The following is a 26,979-nucleotide window of genomic DNA, read 5'->3' as shown; positions in this document are numbered from 1 at the left end:
GTCATGCTGCCGCTGGAGATCATGGGGATTGCCCGTGCCGAACGTCAGGCCCGGCCCCGCGAGCAGTTGGAGCGGTTCGGCCTGTCGGGCTTCGAGCGCAAGTTCCCCTGGCAACTGTCCGGCGGCATGCAGCAGCGCGTCTCCATCGCCCGCGCGCTGGCCCTGCAGCCCGACCTGCTGCTGATGGACGAGCCGTTCGGTGCGCTCGACGAGATCACCCGTGATCATCTGAACCTGCACCTGACCCAGCTGTGGCGGGCGACCGGCAAGACCTGCGTCTTCGTCACCCATTCCATCGCCGAAGCGGTCTTCCTCTCCACCCGCATCGTGGTGATGAGTCCGCGCCCCGGCCGCATCCTCGATGTCATCGATTGCGACAGCCTGCCGCGCGAGCGCACGCTCGACATCCGCGAGTCGCCGGAATTCGCCGCCATCGCCCACCGCGTGCGCGAAGGGCTGAAGGAAGGGCATAGCTACGATGACTAGCCGCGCGCTTCCCGTCACTGTGATGACGCTGCTGCTGCTTTTGACCTGGTACGCCGGGGCGGCTTGGCTGAACTGGCCGCAGGCGGCGGAGGCGCTGACCCGTGCCGGCAAGCCGGCCGGCGTCGCGGACGTGCTGGCCCAGGCCTATGCGATGAAGCGGCCGATCCTGCCCACCCCCGATCAGGTGATGGTGGAGCTGTGGAATTCCCTGACCGGCTATGCGCCGACCAGCCCGCGCAACCTGCTGTTCCATGCCTGGGTGACGGCGGAGGCGGCGCTGACCGGTCTGGCGATGGGGCTGGTTCTGGGCATCCTGCTGGCCGCCGGCATCGTCTATACCCGGACGCTGGAGGCCAGCCTGCTGCCCTGGGTGATCGCGTCGCAGACCGTCCCGATCCTGGCCATCGCGCCGATGATCGTCGTCATCCTCGGCAACATCGGGCTGACCGGGCTGCTGCCAAAGGCGGTGATCTGCATGTATCTCTGCTTCTTCCCGATCACGGTCGGCATGGTGAAGGGGCTGCGCTCCGCCGATCCGCTGTGGCTCGATCTGATGCGGACCTATTCGGCCAGCGGGATGCGCGCCTTCTGGTCGCTGCGGCTGCCGGCCTCCATGCCGTTCCTGTTCGCCAGCCTCAAGGTGTCGGTTGCCATCAGCGTGGTCGGCGCCATCGTCGGCGAGCTGCCGACCGGCGGGCAGGCCGGGCTGGGGGCGCGGCTTCTGTCGGGGTCCTATTATGGCCAGACCGTGCAGATCTGGGCGGCGCTGATCATGGCCTCGCTGTTGTCGGTGGCGCTGATCGCGGTGGTGCGCGGGCTGGAACTGGTCCTGCTGGGCCGGGCGGGTGCGCGATGAGCGATCCGACGGGCGATGAGGCGACGAACCCCTACCGCACCAGCCTGCGCAGCGCCGTCGATTGGGGGCTTGTCGCCATCGGCCTGCCGATCCTGGCCGGTCTGGCCTTTCCGATCGCGGAGCGGAGCGGCGAGTCCGTCGGCTGGTTCGACGGGACCGCGGCGCCCTTCTTTCTGGTCGGTCTCGTGCTGGCGGTCATCGCCGCCGCCTTCGCGCCGAAGCGGGTCTGGGGCGCCTGGGTGGAACTGGCCGGTATCGCCTTCGCGTGGCTTCTGCCGGTCCATCTGATGAATGGCGGGCTGATGCTGTCGGACGCCTGGGGGCTGTGGCTGTTCCTGCTGGGGACGATGCTTCTGCTGTGGCGGGTGATGGCGGTTTTGGCCGGGGTGCCGGGGTGGACGCGCTCCGTGCTGGTGCCCGGACTGTTCGGCCTCGGGCTGCTGGTCGGATGGGAGTTTCTCGTTACCGGTTTCGAGGTGCCGGCCATCCTGCTGCCGGCGCCGTCCCGGATCCTCGTCGCGATCATCCACCATGCACCGGTGCTGTGGGAGGATTTCCGCCAGACCGTGCTGACCTCCGTCCTGCGCGGCTATGCGATGGGCTGCGCCGCCGGGTTCCTCGTGGCAATCCTTGCCGACCGCGTGCCGTTTCTTGCCCGCGGATTGCTGCCGCTCGGCAATCTCGCCAGCGCCATTCCGGTGGTGGGCATCGCGCCGATCATGGTGATGTGGTTCGGATTCGACTGGCAATCCAAGGCGGCGGTGATCGTCGTCATGACCTTCTTCCCGATGCTGATCAACACGCTTGCGGGGCTTGGCAATTCGGAGCGCATCCAGCTCGACCTGATGCGCAGCTACGCCGCCGGCTATGGCCGCACGCTGGTCAAGCTGCGGCTGCCAAACGCGCTGCCCTTTTTGTTCAACGGCTTGAAGATCAACTCCACCCTGGCGCTGATCGGCGCCATCGTCGCGGAGTTCTTCGGCACGCCGGTGGTCGGCATGGGCTTCCGCATCTCCACCGAGGTGGCGCGGATGAATCTGGACATCGTCTGGGCCACCATCGCCGTGGCGGCGCTGACCGGCTCCGGCCTCTATGGCGCGCTGGCGCTGCTGGAGCGGGTGACGACGGCCTGGCATCCGTCGATGCGGCAGCGCTGAAAAGTCGGCGCGTCGACGCTGGCACGCCTGTTGCTTCCATCTCCCCATTCCAGCGGGCAGGGGGAGGTGGGGATGGCCGACATCGTCGTTCTGAAGCATGTCCGCCTGACGCGGGCCATCCAAGCCATCGAGACGGCCGCGGCCTCGCTCGATGGCGAGCTTACCGCCCTGCGCACCGCCGGACAGGCGGGCCTGCTGGGCGACCATGCCGAGGAAGCCACGCTTCTGCGCACCTATGTCCGCACCCTGCGCGTCCTCTTGCAGGCGATGACCCCCGACGAGGTGGAGGAGGCGGGCTTGAGCGAGCGTCACGCCCTGGCCGAGGCCGCCGTCGGCCGTTGCGCCGCCGCGTTGCGGATGCTGGACCTGCCGGCCAGCGGTGGCCCGGTCAGCGGAACCGCCTGACGACATCTGTCGTGAAACCGACAGCCCCTTGACGCCTTCCAGCCACTGCCATACTGCCGTATGGCTGGGATGCGGAAAGCCTTTCCCCTCTCCGCCGCCGGGACACCGCGCTATAGTGGCAGGCCCAACCAACAGTCGGACCCACCCGACACAGGCGCAGGCTTAAATAAGGGCGCGATGAGGCTTCTCGTTTCCAATCTGACCCACCGCTACGACGATCTGACCGTCCTGGACGGCATCGACCTGACGCTGGCGGAGGGCGAAATCCTGGCGGTGATCGGCCCCAGCGGCTGCGGCAAGTCCACCCTGCTCGGCATCGCCGGCGGCATCGTCGCCCCGATGTCCGGCAGCATCCGGGTGGAGGGAGCGGTGCCGGACGGCTGCCTGAACCCGATCACCTTCATCTTCCAGGACTTCGCCCTGCTGCCCTGGCGCAGTGTGGAGGACAACATCGCGCTGGTGCTGGAGCATCACCCGCTCTCATCCGCCGAGCGGGGCGAGCGCATCGACAGCGGCCTGCGCCGCATGGGGCTGTGGGAGTTCCGCAAGGCCCTGCCCAAGCAGCTGTCCGGCGGCATGCGCCAGCGGGTCGGCATCGCCCGCGCGCTGGCGGTGCGTCCTGCCATGCTGCTGCTGGACGAGCCGCTGTCGGCGCTCGACGCCCAGACGCGCGAACTGCTGATGGACGATTTCCTGGAGCTGTGGCGGCGGGAGAAGACCACCGCCCTCTATGTCACCCACAATCTGGACGAGGCGCTGCGGCTGGCCGACCGTGTCTGCGTGCTGAGCCGCCGTCCCGGCCGCATCCGCGAACTGGTGACCATCGAGGAGCCGCGGGAGCGCCGGCAGGAGCCGTCGGCCCAGGCCCATCTGGCCGAAGTGCGCGACCGCCTGTGGCACCTGATGAAGGCCGAAGCCCAGATGGCCGACCGGGAGATCGCCCGTGCCTGACAGCCTGAACCCGCCCGCCGCTCCGGTTGCATCCACAATGGGGCAGCCCGTCCGCTTCCGTGGCGGCGGTTTTACCGTGAAGCGCCATCCCTGGGCGGCGCTGGCCGCCTTCGCCCTGCTGATCGCGGTTTGGGAGGGGGCGAGCCGCCTCGGCCTTGCCAGCCCGCTGTTCCTGCCGCCGCCGAGCGCCGTCGCCAGTGCGCTGGCCGGCATGGTGACCGACGGGTCGCTGTGGCTGAACCTGAAGGCATCGCTGCTGCGCATCGCCGTCGGCTGGGTGCTGGGCACCGCCGGCGGCATGCTGGTCGGCTTCGCCATGGGCATCTTCTCCACCGCCCGCGCGGTCGGCGTGCCTCTGGTGTCGGCCTTCTTCCCGATCCCGAAGATCGCGCTGCTGCCGCTGTTCATCCTGTGGTTCGGCATCGGCGAGCCGTCGAAATTCGCCACCATCGGCTTCGGCGTCTTCTTCCCCACCGTCATCGCCACCTACAGCGCCATCGATTCGGTGCCGCGCAACCTGATCCGCATGGCACAGAGCTTCGGCCTGCCCTGGCGGTCGATCCTGCGCTCCATCGTCCTGCCGGGCGCCCTGCCGGGCATCCTGGCCGGCTTCCGCATCACCGCCTCCATCGCGCTGATCCTGGTGGTGGCGGCCGAGATGATCGGCGCGGAATACGGCATCGGCGCCTTCGTGCTGATGGCCGGCAACCTGATGCAGACCGACACGCTGCTGGCCGGCGTGCTGGTGCTGTCGCTGCTGGGTCTCGCCATCGGCACCGTGCTGTCGCAGCTCGAACGGCGCCTGCTGAACTGGCGCTGACCGACCTTTACCCAAGAAACCTGAACCGACATCGGGAGGATTTCCGTCCATGACCGCCGCCATCACCATGGCCCGTCTCACCCGGCGTGCCCTGATCGCCACCACCGGCGCCGCGTTCGCCGCCGGCACCCTGATGTCCGCCGCGCTGGCGCAGCCGCTGGAGAAGGCGACGGTCGGCGTGCTGGCGCTGTCCTCCTCCGGGCCGATCTTCATCGCCAAGGCCAAGGGCTATTTCGCGAAGGAAGGGCTGGACGTCGAGCTGAAGATGTTCACCTCGGCCCAGCAGGTGCCGGTCGCGGTGACCTCGGGCGATGTCGATTTCGGCGTCACCGGCCTGACCGCCGGCTTCTACAACCTCGCCTCCAAGGGGGCGGTCACCATCATCGCGGCGCAGAGCCGCGACGAGCCGGGCTTTCCCCTGAGCGCCTATCTCGCCACCAACGCCGCTTATGACGCCGGGCTGAAGACGCCGGCCGACCTGAAGGGCAAGCGGGTCGCCATCACCACCGTCGGCTCGACCTTCCACTATATGATCGGGCTGCTGGCGCAGAAGCACGGCTTCACGGTCAAGGACGTGACCATGGTGCCGTTGCAGGACGTGCCGAAGATGGTCGCCGCCTTCAGGGGCGGGCAGGTCGACGCCATCATCGCGCCGTCCACCGTGTCGCGGCAGCTGGTGGCCGATGGCGCCGGCAAGATGCTGGGCTGGGTCGGCGACGAGACGCCCTGGCAGCTCGGCGCCCTGTTCACCGCGCCGAAGACGATGAAGGACCGCCGTCCGCTGATGGAGAAGTTCGTCCGCGCCTACAAGACCGCGCTGGCCGAATATCATGCTGCCTTCAACGGCAAGGACGCCTCGGGCGCTCTGGTGAAGGGGCCGGGCTATGACGAGTTGCTGGGCATCATCGCCGACGCCACCAAGCAGAAGCCGGACATCGCCGCCGCCGGCCTGCCCTATGTCGATCCGCAGGCCCGCCTGCTGGTGGACGACGTGATCAATCAGGTGAAGTTCTGGCAGTCGGAAGGCCAGGTCGACAAGGCGCTGGATCCGAAGTCGGTGATGGATCTCAGCATCGCCGGGCAGTGACGAACAGGGGAGGGGCGGTCACACCGCCAGATAGGCCGTCCTCACCCCGTCATCCGCCATCAGCTCCGCCATCGTGCCGGTCCAGCGCAGGCGGCCGGTTTCGATGACGCAGGCGCGGTCGGCGACCGCCGAGGCGAAGGACAGGCTCTGTTCGGACAGCAGCACCGACAGCCCCTCCGCCTTCAGGCGTCGCACCGCCTCGGCCATCTGCCTGACGATCAGCGGCGCCAGCCCCTCCGACGGCTCGTCGAGCAGCAGCAGCGAGGGGTTGCCCATCAGCGTGCGGGCCAGCGTCAGCATCTGCTGTTCGCCGCCGCTCATCCGGGTGCCGCGACGGCCGCGCATCTCCGCGAGGTTTGGGAACAGGGCGAACAGCTTCTCCGGCGTCCAGGCCGGGGCGCCGGGGCGGGGCGGCTGGCGGCCGACCTCCAGATTCTCCTCCACCGTCAGGTCGGCGAAGATGCGGCGGTCCTCCGGCACATAGCCGACGCCGAGCCGGGCGACGCGGTGGGCGGGCAGGGCGGACAGGTCGCGCCCGTCGAAGCGCAGGGTCGCGGCGCGGCGCTCCACCAGCCCCATGATCGCCTTCAGCGTGGTGGTCTTGCCGGCGCCGTTGCGGCCCATCAGCGCCACCACCTCGCCCCGGTTCACCGTCAAAGCGATGCCGTCGAGGATATGGGCGCGGCCGTACCAGGCTTGGAGGCCGCCCACCGTCAGCAGGGGGGCGCTCACGCCTCGCCTCCCAGATAGACGGACTGCACGCGCGGATCGGCGCGCACCCGATCCGGCGGCCCTTCGGCGATCAGCCGGCCGCGGTCGAGCACCAGCACGCGGGTGGCATGGCCGAAGACGGCATCCATGTCATGCTCGGTGAACAGAACGGCGAGGCCGCGCTCGCGCACCAGCTCCGCCGTCAGCGCCATCAGGGCGAGCCGCTCGGCCGGCGCCATGCCGGCGGTCGGCTCGTCCATCAGCAGCACCGTCGGCTCGCTCGCCAGCGCCATCGCCAGTTCGACCCGCTTCACGTCGCCATAGGCCAGCACGCCGCAGGGACGGTCGGCTTGCGCTGCCATGCCGACCCGCTCCAGCAGGGCCAGCGCCGGCTCGCGGAACTGGGCGGCGGCCGGGCGCCACAGGCCGAACAGCCGGCGGGCGCGCGACAGCAGCACCATCTGCACATTCTCCGCCACCGTCATCGAGGCGAAGGTCGCGGTGATCTGGAAGGTGCGACCGACGCCCAACGCCCAGATGCGCCGTGGCGGCAGCCCGACAAGTTCGGTGCCGTCCAGCCTCACCGATCCCGAATCGGGCCGCAGCTGTCCGTTCAGCAGGTTGAAACAGGTGCTCTTGCCGGCGCCGTTCGGGCCGATCAGCGCCAGCAGGTCGCCCGCGCGCAGGGTGAAGGACACGCCGCCCACCGCCTGCACCCCGCCGAAGGAGCGTTGCAGGTCGCGCACCACAAGCTCGCTCATGCCCGCCTCCCGTTAAAGGAAGAACGCAGGCCGGACAGGAAGCCGACGATCCCCTTGGGGAAGACCAGCACCAGGGCGACGACGATCAGGCCCAGCACCAGCCGCCACCAGTCGGTCAGGCTCATCACCTCGGATTCCAGCAGGTGGAAGACCGCGGCGCCGGCCAGCGGCCCGGCGACGGTCTGGAGGCCGCCCATCAGCACCATCACCAGCGCATCGACCGATTGCGGCACCGCCAGCAGGGTGGGGAAGACGCTGCCCTTGGCGAAGGCATAAAGCCCGCCGGCCAGCCCCGCCGCGCTGCCGGCCAGCACGAAGGCCATCCATTGGAAGCGCCGCACGTCGATCCCCACCGATTCGGCGCGCAGGCCCGAGTCGCGCCCGGCCCGCAGCGCATAGCCGAAGGGGGCGAAGGCGGCCCGGCGCAGCAGTCCCAGCGCCCCGCCGCACAGCGCCAGCGTCAGCCAATAGTAGGCCGCCTTGCCCGCCGCCCAGCCCGACGGCCAGACACCGAGGATGCCGTTGTCGCCACCGGTCACCGCGTACCATTGGAAGGCGACCGACCAGACGATCTGGGCGAAGGCCAGCGTCAGCATGGCGAAATACAGCCCCGACCGCCGCACGCAGAACCAGCCCGCCACCAGCGCCCCCAGCCCGGCCAGGACCGGCGCGCCGGCCAGCGCCAGCGGCATCGGTGCGCCCAGATGCTTGACCAGCAGGGCGGAGCCGTAGGCGCCCAGTCCGAACCATGCGGCATGGCCGAAGGACACCAGCCCACCCAGCCCGATCAGCAGATGCAGGCTGGCGGCGAACAAAGCGAGGATTACCACTTCGGTCAGCAGGATCAGCGCGTAGTCGCCGACGGCCAACGGCGCGGCGGCGAGGACCGCCAGCAGGGCCAGCGCCCACAACCCGGCATGGCGGCCGGCCGACAGCGGCACGGTCACGGCGGCGGGTGCGGTCGGCGGCACTTCCTCGGCGCGGCCGAGCAGGCCATGCGGGCGCAGGACCAGCACCACCGCCATGAACAGGAAGACGATCACCAGCGTGATCTGCGGGAAGACCAGGATGCCGAAGGCCTGCAACTGCCCGATCAGCAGCGAGGCGAGGAAGGCGCCGGTCAGGCTGCCCATGCCGCCGACCACGACGACGACGAAGGCCTCGACCACGATGGCCATGTCCATCTGCAAGGTCACCGCCTCGCGCGGGACCTGCAGGGCGCCGCCCAGCCCGGCCAGCGCGCAGCCCAGGAACAGCACGCCGGTGAACAGGCGTGCCGGATCGACCCCCAGCGCGCTGGTCATCTCGCGGTCCTGCGTCGCCGCGCGCACCAGCGTGCCCCAGCGGGTGCGGTTGAACAGCAGCCACAGCAGCCCGAGCACCAGCGGCCCGAGGCCGATCAGCACGAGGTCGTAGAGCGGGAAGGGCTGGTCGAGGATGTCGATGGACCCCTTCAGCCCCGGCGCCCGGCGCCCCAGCAGATCCTCCGGCCCCCAGGCCCAGGCGGTCAGATCCTGCACGACCAGCACCACCCCGAAGGTGCCCAGCAGCTGGAACAGCTCCGGCGAGCGGTAGAGCCTGCGCAGCAGCCCGATCTCCATCGCCGCACCCAGCACGCCCATCGCCAGCGCCGCGGCGGCGACCGACCCCCAGAAACCGGCCGGCGTGGCGCCGAACCGCTCGATCAGCGACCAGCCGGCATAGGCGCCGACCATGTAGAAGGAACCATGCGCGAAATTCACGATCCGCGTCACGCCGAAGACGATGGTCAGCCCCGACGACACCAGGAACAGCGTCGCCGCGGTCGCAAGCCCGCTGAGGGCCTGGACGAGGAGGAAGGACATGGGGGCGGGCGCCGGAAACCGGGCGCCTTACTCCGCCGGCCGCATCTTGCGCGCCGCGTCGTCGGGCGGCAGGTAGTTGGCGCCGTCGGCATAGTGCCAGTCCTTCATGGTGCCGCGGCCGTCCTTGATCGTGGTGGTGCCGACATAGGCGCCCATCGTCGCCTGATGGTCCGACGCGCGGAAGGTCACCGGGCCGACCGGGCTGTCGATGGTCAGGCCGGCCAGCGCATCGACGATCGGCTCCGCATTGGCCGACTTGGCCTTGGTGATCGCGGCGGCGACCGCCTTCATGGTGATGTAGCCGACGATGGACCCTGCCTTTGGCGAGTCCTTGAAACGCGCGGTGTAGGCGGCGACGAAGGCCTTGTGGGCGGGCGTGTCGATCTGCTCCCAGGGATAGCCGGTGACGATCCAGCCTTCCGGCGCCTCGTCCTTCATCGGCTCCAGATATTCCGGCTCGCCGGTCAGCAGGCTGACGACCTTGCGGTTGCGGAACAGGCCGCGCCCCTCGCCCTCGCGCACGAACTTGGCGAGATCGGCGCCGAAGGTGACGTTGAAGATGGCGTCGGGCTTGGCGGCGGCCAGGGCCTGGACGGTGGGACCGGCCTCCAGCTTGCCCTGCGCCGGCCACTGCTCGGCGACGAACTCGACGTCCGGGCGCTTTTCCTTCAGCAGCTGCTTGAACCACGACACCGCCGACTGGCCGTATTCATAGTTGGGGGCGACGGTGGCCCAGCGCTTGGCCGGCAGCTTCGCCGCCTCCTCCACCAGCATGGCCGCCTGCATGTAGGTGCTGGGGCGCAGGCGGAAGGTGTAGCGGTTGCCCTTCGACCAGGTGATGGCGTCGGTCAGCGGCTCGGCGGCGACGAAAGGCACCTTGTTGCGCGCGGCGAAATCGGCGACGGCCAGCCCGATGTGGGAGAAATAGGTGCCGGCGAGCACATCCACCGCCTCGTTCGTCACCAGCTCCTGCGCGACGCGCACCGCGTCGTCGGGCTTGCCGGCATCGTCGCGCGAGACGACCTGCAGCTCGCAGCAGCCGATCACCCCGCCTTGCGCGTTGATTTCCTCCAGCGCCAGTTGCCAGCCCTGGCGGTAGGGAATGGTGAAGGCCGGCAGGCCGGTATAGCTGTTGATCTCGCCGACCCGCACCGGGGCGCCGGTGAATTTCGCCGGCTCTGCTGCCGACTGGGCCGTCGATTGAGCTGCGGCGGGACCGGCGGAGATTGCAGCGACGCAGGCGGCGACGGACACGGCGGCGAACAGGGCGGCCGGGCGGAGAACCTGCGCCAGCGGCGAGGCGGTCGGGTGGCGGTGCTTCATCCTGCGGGAACCCCGGTTCGTAAGAGACCAGCGGCGCGTCCGGGTCGCGGTGCGACGCAACACACCGCGTTCATAGCAAACCCGGCGCAAAAGTCACCGCCTGATCGAGGCTTTCCCGTGGATACGGCTTACATCAGGCGGGCGAGCAGGGCCATGAACTGCACCCGCTCTTCCTCCGTCAGCGGGGCGAGCGTGCTTTCATGGGCGGCGGCGGCGTTCGCCGTCAGGTCGACGACCAGAGCCTCTCCGATCCGGGTCAGCCGCACGCTGGTGCGGCGGCGGTCCTGCGGGTCGGGCTGGCGTTCGACCAGATTGCGCTCCACCAGCCGCAGGATCACGCCCTGGGTGGTCGCCGGATCCATGTAGGTCAGCCGGCCGAGCTGGTTCTGCGACAGCGGGCCTTCCGCATGGAGGGTGGCCAGCGCCCCCCACTGGGTGGGCGTCAACTGGTGATCGCCGATCAGGTCGATGAAGATCGCCGACGCGCGCTGGTGGGCACGGCGCAGGCGGTGGTGAACCTGGCCGGCCAACAGGTAATCGTCGGGAGGCAGTCGTCCGAAGTCGTCCATGGCAACGGGCCCGTGGTTCGCGCCCGCCTTCGGTCCGGGGCGAAGGCTGGGGCGGGCACGGACCGCCGCTCCCGGCTGCGTGGGCAGAGGTGGTGCGGCGTTTCCCGCCTGTCGCCACCCCGATGCGTCCATTATGCGTTCCTCATGGAAAGGGTAGAAAACGCAACGCTTGCAGTGCAACCTTCGCAGATGCGTCATAGAGCCACAGGATTGCGGCTGTCATCTTTTGCGCAACAAAAGAAGCGCCACAGGCTGGAAAATAAGCTTCCTATGGATTATGCCGCTATTCGGAGCGTCGCCACCTGCGCTTTTCGCAGCCTGTTCTTTGTCAGGGCCGCCGTTTGGGCGGATAGCTGTCGGGCGGTGCGGTCTTCTCATCCGGACTGGCGGCGGAGTCGCCGTCGGGGGGCGTCACGCCGCCCGGCGTGTAGGGTGGGGTGGTGGCGTCGGGTGGGCGTTCGGTCGAAGGCGGCGGGGGCGGCGTGTCGAGTCGACGTGTCATGCGGCACCTTTGCGGGTCGGGGACTCGAGATGAACAACCCGGTGCCGGGCGGGCAGTTCCAAAGCAGGAACAGCGGGGCATTGCCAGTTCTGCCCCGCCCCTCTATGACCTTCATCTTAGGACCGTTTGAAAAAGGCGCTGAAATCAAGCAGGTCATTGTCCGTGCCGTCATTGCCGGACCGTCGGCTTTTTGTTGCGGCCACACCACAGGACACAGCAAAAGCAGCGGCAGGTTGGCTTCACTGTTGCGTGGGAAGCACGGTTTGTTGTGTCTTTGCCGAGGATGCGTCCGCATCGGTCAAGGCTGGGGTTCCGGCCGGACGTCCGATGCGCGGGCATGTCCCACGAAGGAGCCGGACCCCCGGCCCAGTGAGCCGACCGAACCCAGCCAAGCGCGGTGACTCCAGATGAAGACCAGCACCCTTTCCCTCCTCGCCCTCGCTCTTGCCTCGACCGGGCTGACGTCGCTTCCCGCCGCCGCCCAGGACGACCTGCAGCGTGGCGAAACCGTGCTGGAGCGCCGTCGGCCGGAGCTGGAGCAGCTTGGCGTCCGCGCCGGCTCCTTCCTGTTTCTGCCGCGGGTCGAGGCTGGTGCGACCTACGACACCAACGTCTACGCCACCCGCGACAATCATGAGGACGACGTCATCTGGACGGTCCGGCCGCGGCTCGACATCAAGTCCGATTTTGCCGCCCATGCGCTGAATTTCTCGGCGTCCGCCGACGCCGGCCGCTACGGCGACCATTCCGGCGAGAACTACACCGACTATGCCGTCCAGGCCGACGGGCGCTTCGACGTGAACAAGGGCGGTGCGCTGGACGGCCAGCTGTTCCACCGCCGCAACCACGAAGGCCGCGGCGACATCAACAGCCTGCAGGGCTATGCCGAGCCGGTTAAGTATTACACCAGCGGCGGCGAGGCCGGTTATACCCAGCGTTTCAACCGCCTGCGCGCCCGCGTTTCCGGTTCGGCCCAGTACATCTCCTATGACGATGTCGATCTGGTCGGCGGCGGCGTCGCCCGCCAAGGCGACCGCGACCGCTGGGAATACGCGACGGTCGGCCGCGTCGGCTATGAGTTCATCGAGGGCTACGAAGCCTTCGTCCAGGGCACCTATTCCTGGACCCGCCACAAGAACGACCGCGACGCTTTCGGTCTCGACCGCGACTCGGATGGATACGAGGTGGTCGGCGGCCTCGCCACCGACCTGACCGGCCTGATCACCGGCGAGGTCTTCGCCGGCTATCTTGCCCGCAACTACAAGGATTCGCGGTTGGAGGACTTCAACGGCCTGTCCTTCGGCGGGCGCCTGAACTGGGCGGTCACCCAGCTGACCGGCATCAGCGCCACCGCCAGCCGTCAGGTGCGCGAGGCGACGGCCAGCCCGGGCCTGGGGTCCGCCTCCAGCTACACCCGCACGCTGTTCGCCCTGGGTGTCGACCACGAGCTTCTGCGCTCGCTGGTGCTGAACGGCCGTCTGCAGTACCGCCAGGACGACTTCAATGGCGAGGACCGCAATGACAAGGTCTATACCGGCAGCGTCGGCGGCACCTATCAGATGAACCGCAACCTCTATCTGACCGGCGGCTACACCTACGAAAAGCGCAATTCCAACCTGAGCTCGGCCGAGTACAGCGACAACCTGATCTATCTGCGCATCGGCGCCCAGATGTAATCCAGGCTGTAGTCCGGCGGAATCGGATCGGCCGACCGGGAAAGTCCCGGCCGAACGTCCTAAAATTCCCGCTGAACAGGGCAGGGCGTCCGTCCTATGACGGGCGCCCTTTTCTTATGCCTGCATTTATTATCGATGACGATGTACTGACCGGATCCGAAGGCGGTAATTCCTCTCCACTTTTTCCCAAGCGCTTGCGAGTTGCTAGTCTCCACCCGAATTCAGGTGCGTGACCAAAGGGCGCCGCTGCAAGGCGGCCGGCGGATGGGGCGGTTCGGAGCGACAGCCACCCATCGGACAGGGCCGGACCGGCGCTGTGGCAGGCATCCACCAGCCAGGGAAGGGGTTTAGGGATGAATCGACGTCAGGTGATCCGTGCGCTGGGCCAGGGGATCGGGTTGGCCGCGCTCGCCGTTGCCATGGTCGGCTGTGCCGGCGGCAACGACGCGCCGATGGAGACCGCCAGCGCCGGTCAGATCGGCGAATACCGTCTCGGCCCGGGTGACGCCCTGCGCGTCATCGTGTTCGGCGAGGAGCAGCTGTCCGGCGAATTCCGCGTGGACGGCTCCGGCAAGGTCGCGATGCCGTTGATCGGCGAGGTCGCGGCCAAGGACCGCAACACCCGCGATCTGGAGAAGGAGATCGCCACCCGCCTGTCCGCCGGTTACGTGAAGGACCCGAAGGTCAGCGTCGAGGTGCTGAACCACCGGCCCTTCTTCATCCTGGGCGAGGTGCGCAACCCCGGCCAGTACCAGTATGTCAACGGCATGACCGCCCTGTCGGCGGTGGCGATGGCCGGTGGCTATACCTACCGTGCCAAGGAGGATTACGTCCTCATCACCCGCGGCGCCGATCCCAAGAAGGAAATCCGCAAGGCCCCGATCACCACCTCGGTGATGCCGGACGACGTGGTGCGCATTCCGGAGCGCTATTTCTAAGCGACGCTGTCCTGGCGACCCACCCCAGAGGACCGGCGGCAGCATGCCGGATTGAAGAAAAGCCCGGCTGGGGGATACCCGGCCGGGCTTTTTGCCGTTCGACGATGGTGTGGAAGGCGCTCAGGTGTCGAGCGTGTCGCCACCCTTCTTCTGTCCCGGCGGCATGCGCTGCCCTTGGGGGACGACCGGGTCGCGCGAGATGCCATGCGGCGGGGTGGTGCCGGCCGCCTCATCGTCGGTGCCGAGCGGTGCCGCCGCCGGATCGGTGGCCGGAACCTTGTCGCCGGTCAGGCCGCGGTCGATGTCCGCGCGCATCCGATTGGCCCCCGCACTGGGCGTGGTGGGTGCCTCGCCGCCCGACTCGGGATGCTTTGGCTTGGTCATGGTCGGCCTTTCGCACAAGCTGCTGGACAGGGCATTCTGGTGCCTCCTCCAACCGCTTGTCCGGCCGAGGGTTCCCTGTCGGGGAGCATCGGCCGGCCGCGGCTGCCGGAGGATTGGCAAACGACGATGCAGCCATGGGAGCGCCCGATGTCCGACATCGTCCTGACGCTGGTCGCGTTCGGCATCCCGGCGACCGCGGCGGTCCTTTTCCTGGCGGCAGCCGTCCTGACGGTCCGTGTCCGTGGATGGCGGCGGCTTTACTGGGCCTGCTGCGCGATCCTGATCGCCGGTGGTGGCTCTGGGGCGGTCAGCGCGCTCTGCTGCCTGCCTCCGACGATCCTGCCGGACGGGTCCATCAGCGGAGAGATGCCGCCGGTCTTCGGGGCCGGACTGATGGTCGCGACGATGGGATGCAGCGGCGTCCTGCTCGGTGTCCTGCTTGGCGTCCTTGCCGCCCGGCTGACGATCGCTTCCCGCCGGCGTGGCGGTGCTGGCCGGTAGAAGATCGCCAGGGTGACGGGATCGTCGCGGCGCCTGGACGATGGCTCCGCGAATCGGCCGCCCGCCGTGGCCATGACCTATTCCGACGGGATGGGGCTGTTGAGGGAGCGCTCGACGAACTGGTAGACGACCACATCCGGCTTCTGCTCTTCGATGAGCGGCTTGTCGAAGCGCAGTCCCTTGTGCTCGGTGATCACCGCCTTGCGGAAGCTTTCGGCGATGTACGAGTACATCGGGATGGTGAAGGAGTCGCGGAACCACACCACGCTCGGCGCCGTCGGCAGGTCGGCGCGCAGGATGTTCTGGACGATTCCGTTCGGCATCGAGGTGTCGTTGCTGCGCAGCTTCGGTGGCCCCAGCAGCTCGTAACGGACTTCCTCTTCCTGATAAACCGCGGTCAGCCCCAGCATGCGGGCGAGGTCGAGGTCGACACCCTGGCGCATGACGCGAATCTGCTTCATGTCGGCCATCGTCAGCGGCCTGAAATCCGGGCGGACCGACTTGATCCACTCCGCGATCCGCCGGTAGCCGATGGTGAAGGCGGCGTCGATCGTCCAGTGCGTGTCGGCCTGGAGATAGACCTTCATGTCCTTCTTGGCGGCGACGAGATCCGCGGTCATGTCCTTGAACACCAGTGGCGAGTGCCTCTCCGCCAGCCGGCGCACGATCTGGTCCATCCGGCTTTCCGGATTCACCTGGGTGGCCCAGGCCGGCAAATCCTCAAGGTAGACCCGCTCCTTGTTGGGAATGGCGACAATCAGCATGGGGATGCCGCGTGCCGCCAGCCATGCCTGCCGCCGCTCCATCACGTCGATCCAGCGGTCCAGCTCCTCCGGCGTGAAGCGGTCGATGCCGCGTGTCTGCTCAAGCGCATGTTCGCCGGTGTAGAACAGCCAGCCGTTCCGGCCGAGCACGACCAGCGGCGAAGTGCTCTGGCCGAAAACCTTTACCCTGATCAGGTTGTTGGCGAGCACGAGATGGTTGCGGAAGCCGAAATGGTCCTTCAGCCACGCCTCGAAGCGTTGCGGCAGGACGGAAACCTCCTGGGCGGTGTGGGGCAGGCCGGGCAATGCGTTCGGCGCCCGCATCTCGGTCGCCGTCACGCCCGTTCCCACCGACACCAACTGGCCGATCATCGGCAGCAGAAGGAGCGCCATGAAGATCCCGATGCACAGCTTCTGCAAAAGCGTGCTGTGCACGATCCCGAGAGTCATCGCTCGCATGGTCAGAACCGGAAATAGATGAACGGGTTGTAGGTGCCGGCCGCGAGGCTCATGACGGCCAGCGCGAACATGCCGAGGAGGCCGGCAAGATACAGCGCCTCGCCCGTGCCGGCCAGGATGCGCCGGTCGGCCGCGCTCCGCATCGCGTCCAGCCCGCTCCGCACCAGCCGGCCGAGCAGCGGTGTGGCTGCGATCATGCCGATGATCAGTGCGGTGGCGGTCTCCGGCGTCAGGAACTGCAGGACGTGCGGCGCCAGAGGACTCGGGTGGCCGGCCCCGGCCATCGCCTTCAGGAAGATCCAGGCCTGACCCAGCGTATCGGCGCGGAAGAACACCCAGCCGATCATCACCACCAGCAGCGTGTAGAGGTGGCGGACCGCCGGCACCGACCGGTCGAGCAGCCGCGCGATGCCCAGCCGCTCGAACACCAGGAAGGCGCCGTGCCATAGGCCCCAGACCACGAAGGTCCAGTTCGCGCCGTGCCACAGGCCGCAGAGGAAGAAGACGATCAGCAGGTTCCGATAGGTGGCCAGCGGACCGGCGCGGTTGCCGCCCAGCGGGATGTAGAGATAGTCGCGGAACCACATCGACAGCGAGATGTGCCAACGCCGCCAGAATTCGGTGATCGACTGCGCGATGTAGGGGTAGTTGAAGTTCAGCGGGAAGTGGAAGCCGATCATCAGCCCCAGCCCGATGGCCATGGTCGAATAGCCGCAGAAATCGAAGAAGATCTGCAGCGTGTAGCACGCGATGCCCAGCCAGGCGACCGGCAGGCTCAATCCTGTCGGATCCAGTGCGAAGATCTGGTCCGCCGCCACCGCCACCGTGTTGGCGATCAGCACCTTCTGCGCAAGGCCGATCACGAAGATCTGGATGCCCTCGGCGAACAGCCCGGCGCTGACCCGGCGGTTGTGGATCTCGTCCCGGATGTCGTGGAAGCGGATGATCGGTCCGGCGACGAGCTGTGGGAACATGGTGATGTAGACGGCGACATAGATCAGGCTGCGCTCCACCGGGACCTGCCGACGGTAGACGTCGATCAGGTAGGACAGCGCATGGAAGGTGAAGAACGAGATGCCGAGCGGCAGATGCACCTGCGGCGGCCCGGACAGCAGGTTCGGCATCGCCGCGGCCACCATCCCGTAGAAGAAGCCCAGATATTTGAAATAGACGAGGATGCCCAAATTGACGACGACGCCGGTGCCCAGGGCGAGCTTTCGGCCCCGCCCGTCCTGCCCGGCGATCCACAGCCCGAAGGCGTAGTTGATGACGATCGACAAAAGCATAACGTAGGTGTAGATCACCTCGCCATATGCATAGAAAATCAAACTAAAAAACAGAAGTGTTCCGTGCTTGAGCGGCAGTGCGTAGTAGCAAAAAAGGAATATGGGAAGAAAATAGAAAATGAACACAATGGAGCTGAAAACCATGCTTCACCCATACACCCTATTTACTACGCGCTGAGGTCCCGGAACTCCAAGTTGATCGGCGTCTCGGTTCAGGGCGACAAGGGGTATACAACAATCCTCGTGCAGTATCCAGAGTCATCCCGGACTCTGACGCCTTTGCAGTGAGCAGTTGCCGAGGCTTGCCCGATCCTTCCGCTCCTTCGGCAACCGGCCTGAACGTCTCCCCGGTCCGATCCGGTGCGCGGAAAGCAAAACGGCCTAGCGCCGATGGCGCTAAGCCGTTGGAATTGCTGGTGCCGGATACAGGAAGCGACCAGAACCGGAAAAACACCTGTAAAGTCAATGTCTTATGAGGGCGTTAGGACGGGGTGGACCTGCATGGTGGACTGTTGCGAAGTCGCCACGATGCGGCCAGCGCGCTTGGCGGTCAAGGGATTCCAGCAGGTCAAACTTGGTGGCTGGCAGTGCTTGCAGCATGTTAGCGCAGGTGTAGAGGATTCTTTAACCAGAACCTCCATAATGATAAGGCTTAAAAGCATGCAGCGGAAAATCAAGTAAGTAATATTGTTACGCGAGGGGATGAAGATTGCAGCAGAGCTCTCAATATATAGTTCTATATCCGGATGAAATGATGGGTTACGGAAACGGACCCGGCTCATACATTCCAACTTTAGGTGCTGCATCCACAGCTATAGATCAATATCGTGTGGTTGCTATTGCATCAACTAATCTTCCAGAAATTGGAGCGGCATTTACAGATGTTTATGCTGTTTCAGCTATCTCCCGCATTGCAGAAGGCGGCATTACAGATATTGCGGAGATTGAAGCTGCTGAGACTGCATTGCAAGCCCTCTTGCTCCATGATGTAGTTAATGTTCTTGTGCCAAGCCCGAAGATTGATTTGGGAAATGGAGTTGTTTCGTATTTGAGACAAGATATTGGACAAAGAACGCAGTTTGGGTTTGATCTATTCAGTGTCGGGCAGTCGCAAGACTGGCTAATAGCACCAGAATTTTTTAAAACTGATGGCAGTATAATTTTGAGTTCGACCCTCCCGAAAAGTCCATTATTAGGGAAGAGCGTAGATGATATTGGGAAGGGCACAAAATATTGGAACGAAGATGTTGTCGAGGCTATCAATGTTACCGTTGAGTCTCATGGAGTGCCCGCTTATCTCACAGACCCGGCATTAGTGCGCTCCCGTCGAGGTGATGGCTTCTCTAAGCGATTTTACCATCGCTTACGTCAATCTTGGGACAAGTCTGTGGGCGATATTGTGCCAGTTATCTGTGATTTCTCTATCCCTCCATTGTTGGCAATTGTCCTGGACCGACTGGTAAATCGAGCAGACTTGAAAAATGTCATTAATGATCTTCGTGCGGAACTCGCTCCCGTCCGGCAGGAGCTTAAGGAGTTTAATAATATTGTTTCGCTTTCAACTTCTGCTGCCGAAATAGAGTCTCGCATTCGGAGAATTACTGAATCATTTGATGCGATTGTTCCTGAGTCCCGATTGTCCGGAGCCCAGCGTCGTAAAAGAAGAATAATGAGTATCCAAGGGCTTGTTCGCCCTCTTGTTAAATTTGCTATGGGATTTGTGACAAAAGGAGGTGCTACCTTGGAGGACGGCCTAAAAGTTGCTGATGGTGTTCCAGGATTGATAATCGAAAGTAGAGCTTTTATAGATAGAACTATTACAGCAAAGACGTTTGTTGGTCTTTTGGAGACGGAGTCACTGCAGGGGTTGGTCAAACATCATTTTTCAGAATCTGAAATTATTTCAATACAAAGATCGATGAGAATGCGCAAATAAGGTCGGAAATTTTGTGAATGGAGATATTTTGTCTGTGGAAAAGCAATTCCTTTTCACAGTTTGATTAAGTCAATCTTTCATTCTTATCAGTCTCGCCAAGATCGACCTTCCGCGCCTTCAGCTCGGCGGCCTCTTCGTCGCTCATGACGGTGATCTTGAGTTCTGCCGGTGCGCCCGTATCCCCGCCTTCCGCCAGCACGCCCAACCGGCGGAGTTCGACCAGCGCAATAGCGCCCGCCATGGTCGCCGCACGGATCGCGCTGGGCGATAGTCCGCCCGCTGCGAGCGCGTCATGGCTGCGAAGGAGGGCGTGCATCGCAAAGCTGGTCGCCAGCGCCGTAGGGTCGGCGATGATGTCGGGGGGCGTCGAGGTGCCGCATGGTGCGCTGGCCGCCGACGCTGCCGGTGCTGGAGATGCGGAAGGGGGAGCCGAAGCTCGCCCACTGCCTGCCCGCTCGCGCTTCCGGCGGAACTTGCTGACTGCCGCCGGGGTGACACCTGCGAAGTCCGCAAGCTCGCCGACCGTGGTTCGCCCGGCGGCCAGCGCCGACCACATTTCGGCGGTGATGCCGGCCAGACCGGGCTTGCTGGTGTCTCGGCGAGTGCTGAACGCCACGGGTCAGCCCCCAGAACGCCCCAATGCCGCAAGCATGGCGTCTCGCGTGGTCTGGGCAATGGTCTGTTCCAGGTCGAGCGCGTCGGCGATGCGGGCAACGCCACGGGCTTGACCAGCGGTCGCATTCGAGCCGGTGAAGGGTGTCACGAACTTATCGTCAAGCGCCAGACCTGCAATGTGGGTCCGCTGCCGCCCGGTGATCGGCGCATCCTTCGGTGCCTTGGTGAACTTCGGAATGCGAGAACGGCGCATGGCGTCCAGCATGGCGCGGTTGGCGTCCTGTTCAGGGTTCGGCGGTGCGCCCGCGCTGGACATCGCAGATTCGACCTGTCGAAGCTCGGCAGTGCGGATACTTTGCCAGCGCCGCCAGCGGGCGCGATAGTTCGCCTCGAACTCGGCGCGTTCGTCGTCGGTCGCGGTTCCTGCCGTGACCTGCTGGAAAAGCTGTCGGGCGGTTTCCCATTCGTCGATGCTCGCGAAACCGGCCTTATCGAAAGAACTCATTGGGGAACTCCTGAGATGTTGGACAGTCGAGAACCGAGCCGGAGAACGAACCGGCTGGTGATGGATTGCGCTTCCCTTAGGGCGGCTTGAAAATCCTTCGGGGGCTGCCCGAGTTCTTCCATATCCCGCCGGTAAGCGCGGTAGAGGTCGTACAGCAGTTTCGTCGTATCGAGGCTGTTCGACCGCGCAATGCCCCGGACGATCTGGGTGATCGTCTTTGCGCTGCAATCGAACATCGCTGCGATGTCCTCTGCGGAGAAGGTAGGGAAGCAGACCCACATGCGGCGGATCGCAAATGCTTCGATTGAGTTGAAGATCTTCTTCCTTGGCATTGAATAACCTCAAGATCATCTTGAGCCATTTTGCCGTAATTACGGGATAAATGCAAATCGAGGTCTTGCACATTCGTGTTAGGGCATGCCGACGGAGCCGGAGCCGGAGCCGGAGCCGGGACAGGGGCGGCAGTAGGGGCCGGCAGCATCCGGGCGCTGGCTTTGCCGCTGGGCGCGGTCTGGGCGTTCGGGAGTAGGTCGGGAGCCGGATGCTCGCCGAATGAATCCTGATGAATATGGCGGGCTTCTGCGGCCAGCCGCCGGGCGTGGCTTTCCAGGTCGGCGCGAAGCTGGCCGCGAGCGATTATGAGCCGGGCACCGTCGATGACGTGCTTGATCTGGTAGAGCAACCCGCCAACCGCTCCGAGAGGGTAATTGCGCGGTTGGGAGAGGTTCGGGCGCTGGTCGTGGTCGTAGATCCAGTGCCGCAGCTTGGGCAGTGCTGGGTGATCGTGTGTGATCCGGCAGAGGATATGCAGATGGGGCCGGGGAGTGCTGGCGATGACCGCAACATAGGCGAGCGGCTCGCCCGTCCAGCGTCGCCAAGCTTTCGCCAGCGCCTCAAGCTGTAAGGGCAGGCGTTCCGGGAGTTCCGCATTGAGCGTGGCGAAAACGCCATCCCAGGCGTTGAGTTCGGAGCCAATGAGGTTCGCGAGAATGCCGAGCTTGTAACGCTCACCAGCATCCTTAAAGCGGAAGTTCAGCCGCTTCGGAGTAAGGAAGGAAACTAGCTTTGTAACTGCTAAATAATCATAAGTGTTAGTTTCTGAGCGCCTATATACTGATCCGGTTTTGGGGGTATGGGAAAAAGCGTGCTTCATCAATGAGATAAAGGCTTTTTCGCCATTGGTCGTGTCGATAAGTGCCGGAGATTTCCCCTTGAAACGGCGGCCCAGACCGCTCATATTCCCCTCGCGACCATTGATAACATCTGCTATCCAAGGCCGCCGACGCGCCAACGTCGGCGGCCTTATTCTTTTTGGGAAGTCGGATGAACTCCGTCAAGGCCGCCCGGTTAACGAAACACTTTGCGCAGGAACAAAACGGACCCCACTCGATTTGAAGGGGGTGGGTCTTTTTTTTTGATGGCCTCCCATATCATTCATCGCTGAATGACAAGTTGATGTCTTGTTCCGGTACATCATCGGAAAATGAGGATGTATATTTTCTATTGACTTAAAATGTTCTTTGTGATGGAAGAATGGGATTCGTTTTCATTCGAGAGCGGAACAATGCGAGTGCGGATCGAATTTGACGATTTAGCCCTTGACAATTTCTCTGCGGATGATGCGCAAGAGCTTGTCGCGGTCATGCTGACGGAAGGCGTGATGCCATACGCCCTACGGGCCGGAGAGGTCGAGATTACCGCCTGGAAACCTATCCCCGACGAAGGGTGATAACCGGCAGTAACCGGGGAATAGGAAATAGGCGCTGGTCATTCGGCCAGCGCCTTTGTCATGTCCGGGGATGGGGGTGACGCGCCTATGCGACGCGCTGTAGAACGCGCTGCACCTGCGTTGCGCTCCACTGGCCGCCCCGTGCCGTGGGGATACTACGGGCATTCAGTTCCTCGGCGATCTGGCGCAAGGAGGTATGGCCGGCAGCCTTGATCGTCTCAATGAGCGGAAGGAGGTCAGCGGCCAGTTGGGCGGCCTTGGACTTCACGGCGGCAGCGGCGGCATTCTGGCCGGCTCCCGCAACAAGGTGATGGGCGGCATTGCGGTTCCACTGTCCGTCACGGGCGACCTTGGCGGCCAGGGCGGCTTTCGTCCGTTCGGAGATCAAGCCCGCTTCCAACTCGGCAACGGCGGCCATCTGCTGGAGCATGAAGCGCCCGGCGGCACCGGCAGGGATTGAGGGCAGGTCGCAGAACAGCACATCGACGCCCGAGTCGATCAACTTCATGAGGAAGGCCGCATTGCGCGCCAGACGGTCCAACTTGGCAATCACCAACGTCGCCCGGTGGACGCGACAAGCGGCCAGAGCGGCGGCAAGCTGGGGACGGTCGGTCTTGCGTCCAGACTCAGTCTCAACGAACTCGGCGACGGGCGGCCAACCACCGGACGATTCGATGAACCTGCGGATTGCGTCGCGTTGCGCATCAATGCCAAGGCCGCTACGGCCCTGTCGGTCGGTGGAGACGCGGAGATAGCTCACGACCTTCATGCCCGCCTTGACCATGATCGTCACCATTACATTTCATCGTTACGTGCGTTGCGATGAAGTGTAATGGGTGGCTCGACAGCCTCGTTATGCGTTTTCGGAATCGGTGGGATTCACATCCGGAATTCCTCTCCGGCTCCCGATGAACTCGGCGTCAATCCCTTCGTATGCGATGGAGTCAATAGCCTGCCTGAGTTGCGCGAGTTCCGCCCCCTTGCTGTACCGGCCCCGTTCGCCTGGAATCTCATGGCCGGATAGCTGGCTCACGATGTCTGGATGCACTTCGGCCCGGACCAGCGCGGTAATGGCGGTGTGGCGGAACGAATGGAAGTCCGGTCCTTCGATACCGAGTTGCCGCCGGAGCCGACCGAACCGCTTGCTGTAGTCGAAGGATAGCCTATCGGCCGCGCCGCCGGGCTTGAGTTCCGGCCATAGCATCTTGATCCCGGCGGCTCGACGCTCTGCGACAAGATCCATGAAGCCAAGCGCCAGCACGGTCTTGTGGATGGGCACCCTCCGAACGGCGGCAGCAGACTTCAGCCGCCGGGCGGGCGTGTCTTCATCTACGTCGTCGTCGCTCGCGTGAATGTCGAGGTAGGCGATACCTCCTTCCTCCCGGATGTCGGCAATGCGGAGTTGCGCGAGTTCCTCCAGGCGACAGGGGTGGAACAGCCCCAGAACCGGGAGCCACCAATCTACATCGCGGATGATCTGGGGGCCGGGTTCGGTGCGGCGGGTCGCACCCTTGCTGCCGCGCCAGATGGGGGCGTTGAAAAGGGTGCGGAGTTGCTCGACGCTCCAGGCGTCGCGCTCTTGGTTCCGGCGGATGGTCCGCTTCGGCTTCTTATATGCCGCGCGGGCGATGTTCTGATCGGTTAGACCCCGGTCCACCGTCCAGCCCCAGAAGGCCGATAGGATCGTCGCGTATTTTTTGACCGTCACGGGCGAGATGCGCTCAATGGACGGGTCGGCGTCGGCCAGGGCGACAAGCTCGACGACGCTCTTGCCCTTGAAGCGCGGGCGCTTCGTCCGGTGCGCTGGCAGGCGCTGGAGTGCGCTGACGAACTCGCCGATGTCGGCGCGGGTGTATTGGCTCAAGGGCCGGTCGCCCGCAATCTCCATGAAGATGCTGGCCGTTGCCTGCGCGTCGATGTCCATGGCTGGCCGCCATGCGCCAGCCGCCCGCTTCTCCAGGCTGTACCGCTCGAAAGCCTTGGCGAACGTCTGATCGTTCTTCCTCTGCGCGGCTGGCGCTGGCGCTGGCGTGGGAGCCGGGGCAGGGGGAGTCTCGGCGCTGGCGAACAGAGGATCGACCGGACGGGCGCTGTAGTCGCCTTCCAGGCGCGCGACACCGAGACGCGCTGCCTCTGCCGCCGCGCGGAGCAGGGCACGCGCCAATTCCATAACGGTCGGAGACTCCGGCGAGGCGTCAACTCCATGCTGCGCCAGCAGGGCGACGGCGGACCCGCTCGCAACCCCGATGTCATTCCGCCGCAGTAGGTCCGCTGCACCTTCGGCACGGTCACGGGCGCGCTGGGCGGCACGCTCCAAATCCTCGGGATCGTCAAACCGATGCGCTGCCGCTTCCCGCTCGAACTCGGCAAGTGCCTGGGTGAACCACTGCCGGGCGAGACTGGCGATTTGCTCCGGGGAAAGGGTGGGATCGTTCTTGACCATGGCGAAAAGCTGATCGGCGACAACGGCAAGGCGTCGGGCTTGCCGCAGAGCGGCCGCTTTTGTCAACGGGCCGAGAACGCGGACTAGCTCCCGCTGCCGGAAGCGCGCGACCAGTTCGTCAGGGATGCGACGGCGGAAGAGATAGCGGCCAGCGCGGAGCCGGAGGAAGGCGTTGGGCACGACAGACATCCTGTGTGTCCATCATGCCACTGCCGCCGCCGTGGACCCCTCCGGTGGACCTGTTGCGTGGACCTAAGGCCGGAAGGGTGGAATTAACCCGAAAGATTAAGCCTTTACAGGGGCTTAGGGCGGTATGGTGCCGGATACAGGAATCGAACCCGTGACCTTCTGATTACAAATCAGCTGCTCTACCAGCTGAGCTAATCCGGCGTCCCCGCCGCTCGCGGGACGCACACCTTAGCGTCCCTTTCCCGCGTAAACAAGCATCTGGCCGTGTCGACCTCGCTTCCCTGCTCACTCGCGCAGGCGGGCGACCTCATAGAGCGCCACCGCGGCGGCGTTGGAGACGTTCAGACTGCCGACCGGACCGCCCGTCGGCAGGCGGGCAATCGCGTCGCAGCGTTCCATCGTCAACCGCCGCAGGCCGCTGCCCTCCGCCCCCATCACCAGCACTGTCCTGCCCGTCAGGTCCAGTTTCGCAAGCGTCGATGGCCCCGATTCGGCCAGCCCGACCGACCAGAAGCCGTTCTGCTGGAGGTCGGTCAGCGCCCGGGCAAGATTGGTGACGCGGACCAAGGGCACCGCCTCCAGCGCGCCGGACGCGCTCTTGGCCAGCACGCCGGTTGTTTCCGGCGCGTGGCGCTCCGTCACCACCACGGCGCGGGCGCCGAAGGCGGCGGCCGAACGCAGGATGGCGCCGACATTGTGCGGATCCGTCACCTGATCCAGGGCAACGATCACCGCCGAGGGCGTCGACGCCAGGTCGTTGCACAAATCCTCGATGCCCACTTCGGGCAACGGAGAGGCGTCGATCACCATGCCCTGATGCACCGCCCCCGCCGGCAGCATCCGGTCAAGCTCCAGCCGGTCGACCGGCGAGGCTTCCGGGCGCTGCAGCCCCTGAGCGCGGGCTGCAGCGAAGGCCGGCTCCAGCGCCGCGCGGCCCGAATCGGTCACCAGCAGACGGTGGATGCGTCGCTCGGGATTGGCCCAGGCGGCGGCCACCGGGTGCAATCCATAGAGAAGCACGCCGCGGGCGGCCGGACCCCGTCCGCCCTTCGTCGCACCGCGCCGGCCCCGTCCCGAGTCGTCCGCCGGCTCCTGCCGCAACGGCGTTCCGTGCTGCGCGGTCGCGCCGGACCGCCCGGCGGTGTGGTCGGCGGCGCGGTCGGAAGGACGGTTCGATTTGAGGCCGGATCCCGGATGTCTGGAGCGCGTCATGATACCCACGAAGAAGGGAGGGGGCCGCAGCGGACTGCGGTCTAATTTTTCTGGTGTGAACCGCTTAACCCGTGTTGACAAGGTCTGAAAAATTCGCATATTGCCGAACTCCGCGGCGGGCACTGCCAGGCCGCGGACTGGAAGGGTGGCCGAGTGGTTAAAGGCAGCAGACTGTAAATCTGCCCGCGTTAGCGTACGCTGGTTCGAATCCAGCCCCTTCCACCACTACTTTCCACGGCTTGTCCGTGATCGCGTTTGCCCCGGACGGTCGCGCCGGCGGGATGGCTAGGCGGGTGTAGCTCAATGGTAGAGCAGAAGCCTTCCAAGCTTACGACGGGGGTTCGATTCCCCTCACCCGCTCCAATCCCCTGCGCGCCACGGAGAACGGATCTCGGCCGGGCCATTGTGTGCGTCCGGAACGTCGGGAACGAAAGACCAAAGCGATGGCGAAGGCAAAGTTTGAGCGGAACAAGCCGCACTGCAACGTTGGCACGATCGGCCACGTCGACCACGGCAAGACGTCGCTGACGGCGGCGATCACGAAGGTGCTGGCGGAGTCCGGCGGCGCGACCTTCACCGCTTACGACCAGATCGACAAAGCGCCGGAAGAGAAGGCGCGCGGCATCACGATCTCGACGGCGCACGTCGAGTACGAGACGACCAACCGCCACTACGCGCACGTCGACTGCCCCGGCCACGCCGACTATGTGAAGAACATGATCACGGGTGCCGCGCAGATGGACGGCGCGATCCTGGTCGTGTCTGCCGCCGACGGCCCGATGCCGCAGACCCGCGAGCACATCCTGCTGGCGCGCCAGGTTGGCGTTCCGGCGCTGGTCGTGTTCATGAACAAGGTCGACATGGTCGACG

Annotated in this window: 28 protein-coding genes and 3 tRNA genes; 15 read left to right on the top strand and 16 right to left on the bottom strand. The window is 65.2% G+C overall.

Annotation, left to right across the window (positions count from 1 at the left end; all coding sequences use genetic code 11):
* From I71_RS06745 to I71_RS06715, 7 genes are all read left to right on the top strand, one after another.
* Nucleotides 1-486, top strand: a 486-nt coding sequence (locus I71_RS06745) for an ABC transporter ATP-binding protein (RefSeq protein ID WP_042692816.1), incomplete at its 5' end; no start/stop codon positions are given.
* Nucleotides 479-1,342 (top strand): ABC transporter permease, encoded by an 864-nt coding sequence (locus I71_RS06740; protein WP_042692800.1) that lies wholly within the window; start codon nucleotides 479-481, stop codon nucleotides 1,340-1,342. The genes I71_RS06745 and I71_RS06740, both read left to right, overlap by 8 nt.
* Nucleotides 1,339-2,499, top strand: a complete 1,161-nt coding sequence (locus tag I71_RS06735; RefSeq protein ID WP_042692797.1) for an ABC transporter permease — start codon at nucleotides 1,339-1,341, stop codon at nucleotides 2,497-2,499. Before I71_RS06740 ends, I71_RS06735 begins: the two co-directional genes overlap by 4 nt.
* A 72-nt stretch (nucleotides 2,500-2,571) precedes the next feature.
* Entirely contained in the window at nucleotides 2,572-2,904 is a 333-nt protein-coding gene (locus I71_RS06730; RefSeq protein WP_042692792.1) for a hypothetical protein, read from the top strand.
* A 177-nt stretch (nucleotides 2,905-3,081) separates the two neighbouring features.
* A complete protein-coding gene (locus I71_RS06725; protein ID WP_042692789.1) occupies nucleotides 3,082-3,855 on the top strand; it encodes an ABC transporter ATP-binding protein in 774 nt (257 codons plus the stop codon).
* The gene (locus tag I71_RS06720) at nucleotides 3,848-4,675 is read left to right on the top strand and encodes an ABC transporter permease (protein WP_375731174.1); all 828 of its coding nucleotides are present in this window, start codon (nucleotides 3,848-3,850) and stop codon (nucleotides 4,673-4,675) included. The genes I71_RS06725 and I71_RS06720 overlap by 8 nt, the downstream gene beginning before the upstream one ends.
* A gap of 49 nt (nucleotides 4,676-4,724) precedes the next feature.
* Nucleotides 4,725-5,762, top strand: coding sequence for an ABC transporter substrate-binding protein (locus tag I71_RS06715; RefSeq protein WP_049975964.1), 1,038 nt, complete (start codon nucleotides 4,725-4,727; stop codon nucleotides 5,760-5,762).
* A gap of 18 nt (nucleotides 5,763-5,780) precedes the next feature.
* On the opposite strand, the gene I71_RS06710 is transcribed toward I71_RS06715, so the two are convergent.
* The 6 genes from I71_RS06710 to I71_RS38165 all read right to left on the bottom strand — a co-directional run bounded on the left by I71_RS06710 (nucleotide 5,781) and on the right by I71_RS38165 (nucleotide 11,472).
* On the bottom strand, nucleotides 5,781-6,494 hold the full coding sequence (locus tag I71_RS06710) for an ABC transporter ATP-binding protein (RefSeq protein ID WP_042692782.1): 714 nt from the start codon (nucleotides 6,492-6,494) through the stop codon (nucleotides 5,781-5,783).
* Nucleotides 6,491-7,234 carry an ABC transporter ATP-binding protein gene (locus I71_RS06705; RefSeq protein WP_042692778.1) on the bottom strand — a complete coding sequence of 248 codons (744 nt, stop codon included), beginning with the start codon at nucleotides 7,232-7,234 and terminating at the stop codon, nucleotides 6,491-6,493. Before I71_RS06705 ends, I71_RS06710 begins: the two co-directional genes overlap by 4 nt.
* Complete coding sequence (locus I71_RS06700) at nucleotides 7,231-9,078, bottom strand: ABC transporter permease (protein WP_042692774.1); 1,848 nt, start codon at nucleotides 9,076-9,078, stop codon at nucleotides 7,231-7,233. The genes I71_RS06705 and I71_RS06700 overlap by 4 nt, the downstream gene beginning before the upstream one ends.
* A gap of 27 nt (nucleotides 9,079-9,105) precedes the next feature.
* Nucleotides 9,106-10,401: an ABC transporter substrate-binding protein gene (locus I71_RS06695; RefSeq protein ID WP_042692770.1), complete on the bottom strand. Its 1,296-nt coding sequence runs from the start codon at nucleotides 10,399-10,401 to the stop codon at nucleotides 9,106-9,108.
* A gap of 128 nt (nucleotides 10,402-10,529) precedes the next feature.
* On the bottom strand, nucleotides 10,530-10,970 hold the full coding sequence (locus tag I71_RS06690; protein ID WP_042692767.1) for a MarR family winged helix-turn-helix transcriptional regulator: 441 nt from the start codon (nucleotides 10,968-10,970) through the stop codon (nucleotides 10,530-10,532).
* A 328-nt stretch (nucleotides 10,971-11,298) separates the two neighbouring features.
* Nucleotides 11,299-11,472, bottom strand: a complete 174-nt coding sequence (locus tag I71_RS38165; RefSeq protein ID WP_159107354.1) for a hypothetical protein — start codon at nucleotides 11,470-11,472, stop codon at nucleotides 11,299-11,301.
* A gap of 407 nt (nucleotides 11,473-11,879) precedes the next feature.
* Here I71_RS38165 and I71_RS06685 point away from each other — a divergent pair, with 407 nt between their 5' ends.
* Both I71_RS06685 and I71_RS06680 read left to right on the top strand, forming a co-directional pair.
* Nucleotides 11,880-13,148 carry an outer membrane beta-barrel protein gene (locus I71_RS06685; protein WP_042692764.1) on the top strand — a complete coding sequence of 423 codons (1,269 nt, stop codon included), beginning with the start codon at nucleotides 11,880-11,882 and terminating at the stop codon, nucleotides 13,146-13,148.
* A 353-nt stretch (nucleotides 13,149-13,501) separates the two neighbouring features.
* Nucleotides 13,502-14,086, top strand: a complete 585-nt coding sequence (locus I71_RS06680; protein WP_049975963.1) for a polysaccharide biosynthesis/export family protein — start codon at nucleotides 13,502-13,504, stop codon at nucleotides 14,084-14,086.
* Nucleotides 14,087-14,206: 120 nt separating this feature from the next.
* Here the strand turns inward: I71_RS06680 and I71_RS06675 are convergent, their stop codons facing one another.
* Nucleotides 14,207-14,470 (bottom strand): hypothetical protein, encoded by a 264-nt coding sequence (locus I71_RS06675; RefSeq protein WP_042692761.1) that lies wholly within the window; start codon nucleotides 14,468-14,470, stop codon nucleotides 14,207-14,209.
* Between the two features lie 147 nt (nucleotides 14,471-14,617).
* Here I71_RS06675 and I71_RS06670 point away from each other — a divergent pair, with 147 nt between their 5' ends.
* Nucleotides 14,618-14,971, top strand: a complete 354-nt coding sequence (locus tag I71_RS06670) for a hypothetical protein (RefSeq protein WP_042692758.1) — start codon at nucleotides 14,618-14,620, stop codon at nucleotides 14,969-14,971.
* A 77-nt stretch (nucleotides 14,972-15,048) separates the two neighbouring features.
* On the opposite strand, the gene I71_RS06665 is transcribed toward I71_RS06670, so the two are convergent.
* Together I71_RS06665 and I71_RS06660 are read right to left on the bottom strand one after the other, a co-directional pair.
* Complete coding sequence (locus I71_RS06665) at nucleotides 15,049-16,128, bottom strand: hypothetical protein (RefSeq protein WP_211098362.1); 1,080 nt, start codon at nucleotides 16,126-16,128, stop codon at nucleotides 15,049-15,051.
* Nucleotides 16,129-16,196: 68 nt separating this feature from the next.
* Nucleotides 16,197-17,498, bottom strand: coding sequence for an MBOAT family protein (locus tag I71_RS06660; protein WP_244433680.1), 1,302 nt, complete (start codon nucleotides 17,496-17,498; stop codon nucleotides 16,197-16,199).
* A 691-nt stretch (nucleotides 17,499-18,189) separates the two neighbouring features.
* Between I71_RS06660 and I71_RS37180 the strand changes: the two genes are divergently transcribed.
* Nucleotides 18,190-19,416 carry a hypothetical protein gene (locus I71_RS37180; RefSeq protein ID WP_148294170.1) on the top strand — a complete coding sequence of 409 codons (1,227 nt, stop codon included), beginning with the start codon at nucleotides 18,190-18,192 and terminating at the stop codon, nucleotides 19,414-19,416.
* 64 nt (nucleotides 19,417-19,480) lie between these two features.
* On the opposite strand, the gene I71_RS37175 is transcribed toward I71_RS37180, so the two are convergent.
* From I71_RS37175 to I71_RS37170, 3 genes are all read right to left on the bottom strand, one after another.
* The gene (locus tag I71_RS37175; RefSeq protein WP_148294169.1) at nucleotides 19,481-20,032 is read right to left on the bottom strand and encodes a hypothetical protein; all 552 of its coding nucleotides are present in this window, start codon (nucleotides 20,030-20,032) and stop codon (nucleotides 19,481-19,483) included.
* A gap of 3 nt (nucleotides 20,033-20,035) precedes the next feature.
* Nucleotides 20,036-20,536 (bottom strand): hypothetical protein, encoded by a 501-nt coding sequence (locus I71_RS06645; protein ID WP_042692742.1) that lies wholly within the window; start codon nucleotides 20,534-20,536, stop codon nucleotides 20,036-20,038.
* Between the two features lie 76 nt (nucleotides 20,537-20,612).
* Entirely contained in the window at nucleotides 20,613-21,773 is a 1,161-nt protein-coding gene (locus tag I71_RS37170; protein ID WP_042692737.1) for a hypothetical protein, read from the bottom strand.
* 276 nt (nucleotides 21,774-22,049) lie between these two features.
* Between I71_RS37170 and I71_RS06635 the strand changes: the two genes are divergently transcribed.
* Nucleotides 22,050-22,265, top strand: a complete 216-nt coding sequence (locus tag I71_RS06635) for a hypothetical protein (RefSeq protein ID WP_042692734.1) — start codon at nucleotides 22,050-22,052, stop codon at nucleotides 22,263-22,265.
* An 85-nt stretch (nucleotides 22,266-22,350) separates the two neighbouring features.
* Here the strand turns inward: I71_RS06635 and I71_RS06630 are convergent, their stop codons facing one another.
* The 4 genes from I71_RS06630 to rlmB form a co-directional block, all read right to left on the bottom strand.
* On the bottom strand, nucleotides 22,351-23,061 hold the full coding sequence (locus tag I71_RS06630; protein WP_083897021.1) for a recombinase family protein: 711 nt from the start codon (nucleotides 23,059-23,061) through the stop codon (nucleotides 22,351-22,353).
* A gap of 57 nt (nucleotides 23,062-23,118) precedes the next feature.
* On the bottom strand, nucleotides 23,119-24,888 hold the full coding sequence (locus I71_RS06625) for a site-specific integrase (RefSeq protein WP_244433679.1): 1,770 nt from the start codon (nucleotides 24,886-24,888) through the stop codon (nucleotides 23,119-23,121).
* A gap of 134 nt (nucleotides 24,889-25,022) precedes the next feature.
* Nucleotides 25,023-25,098 (bottom strand) — tRNA-Thr (locus I71_RS06620).
* 84 nt (nucleotides 25,099-25,182) lie between these two features.
* Entirely contained in the window at nucleotides 25,183-26,109 is a 927-nt protein-coding gene (gene rlmB / locus I71_RS06615; RefSeq protein ID WP_042692731.1) for a 23S rRNA (guanosine(2251)-2'-O)-methyltransferase RlmB, read from the bottom strand.
* 139 nt (nucleotides 26,110-26,248) lie between these two features.
* Between rlmB and I71_RS06610 the strand changes: the two genes are divergently transcribed.
* From I71_RS06610 to I71_RS06600, 3 genes are all read left to right on the top strand, one after another.
* A tRNA-Tyr gene (locus I71_RS06610) sits at nucleotides 26,249-26,334 on the top strand.
* Nucleotides 26,335-26,398: 64 nt separating this feature from the next.
* Nucleotides 26,399-26,472 (top strand) — tRNA-Gly (locus tag I71_RS06605).
* Nucleotides 26,473-26,552: 80 nt separating this feature from the next.
* The coding region (locus I71_RS06600; protein ID WP_042692727.1) for a GTP-binding protein at nucleotides 26,553-26,979 on the top strand (427 nt) is incomplete at its 3' end.

Source organism: Azospirillum sp. B506 (assembly GCF_000333595.1).
In the GTDB taxonomy this organism is placed as follows: Bacteria; Pseudomonadota; Alphaproteobacteria; order Azospirillales; family Azospirillaceae; genus Azospirillum.
The sequence above is the reverse complement of the archived record's forward strand: the minus strand, read 5'-3'. Positions and strand labels throughout refer to the sequence as shown.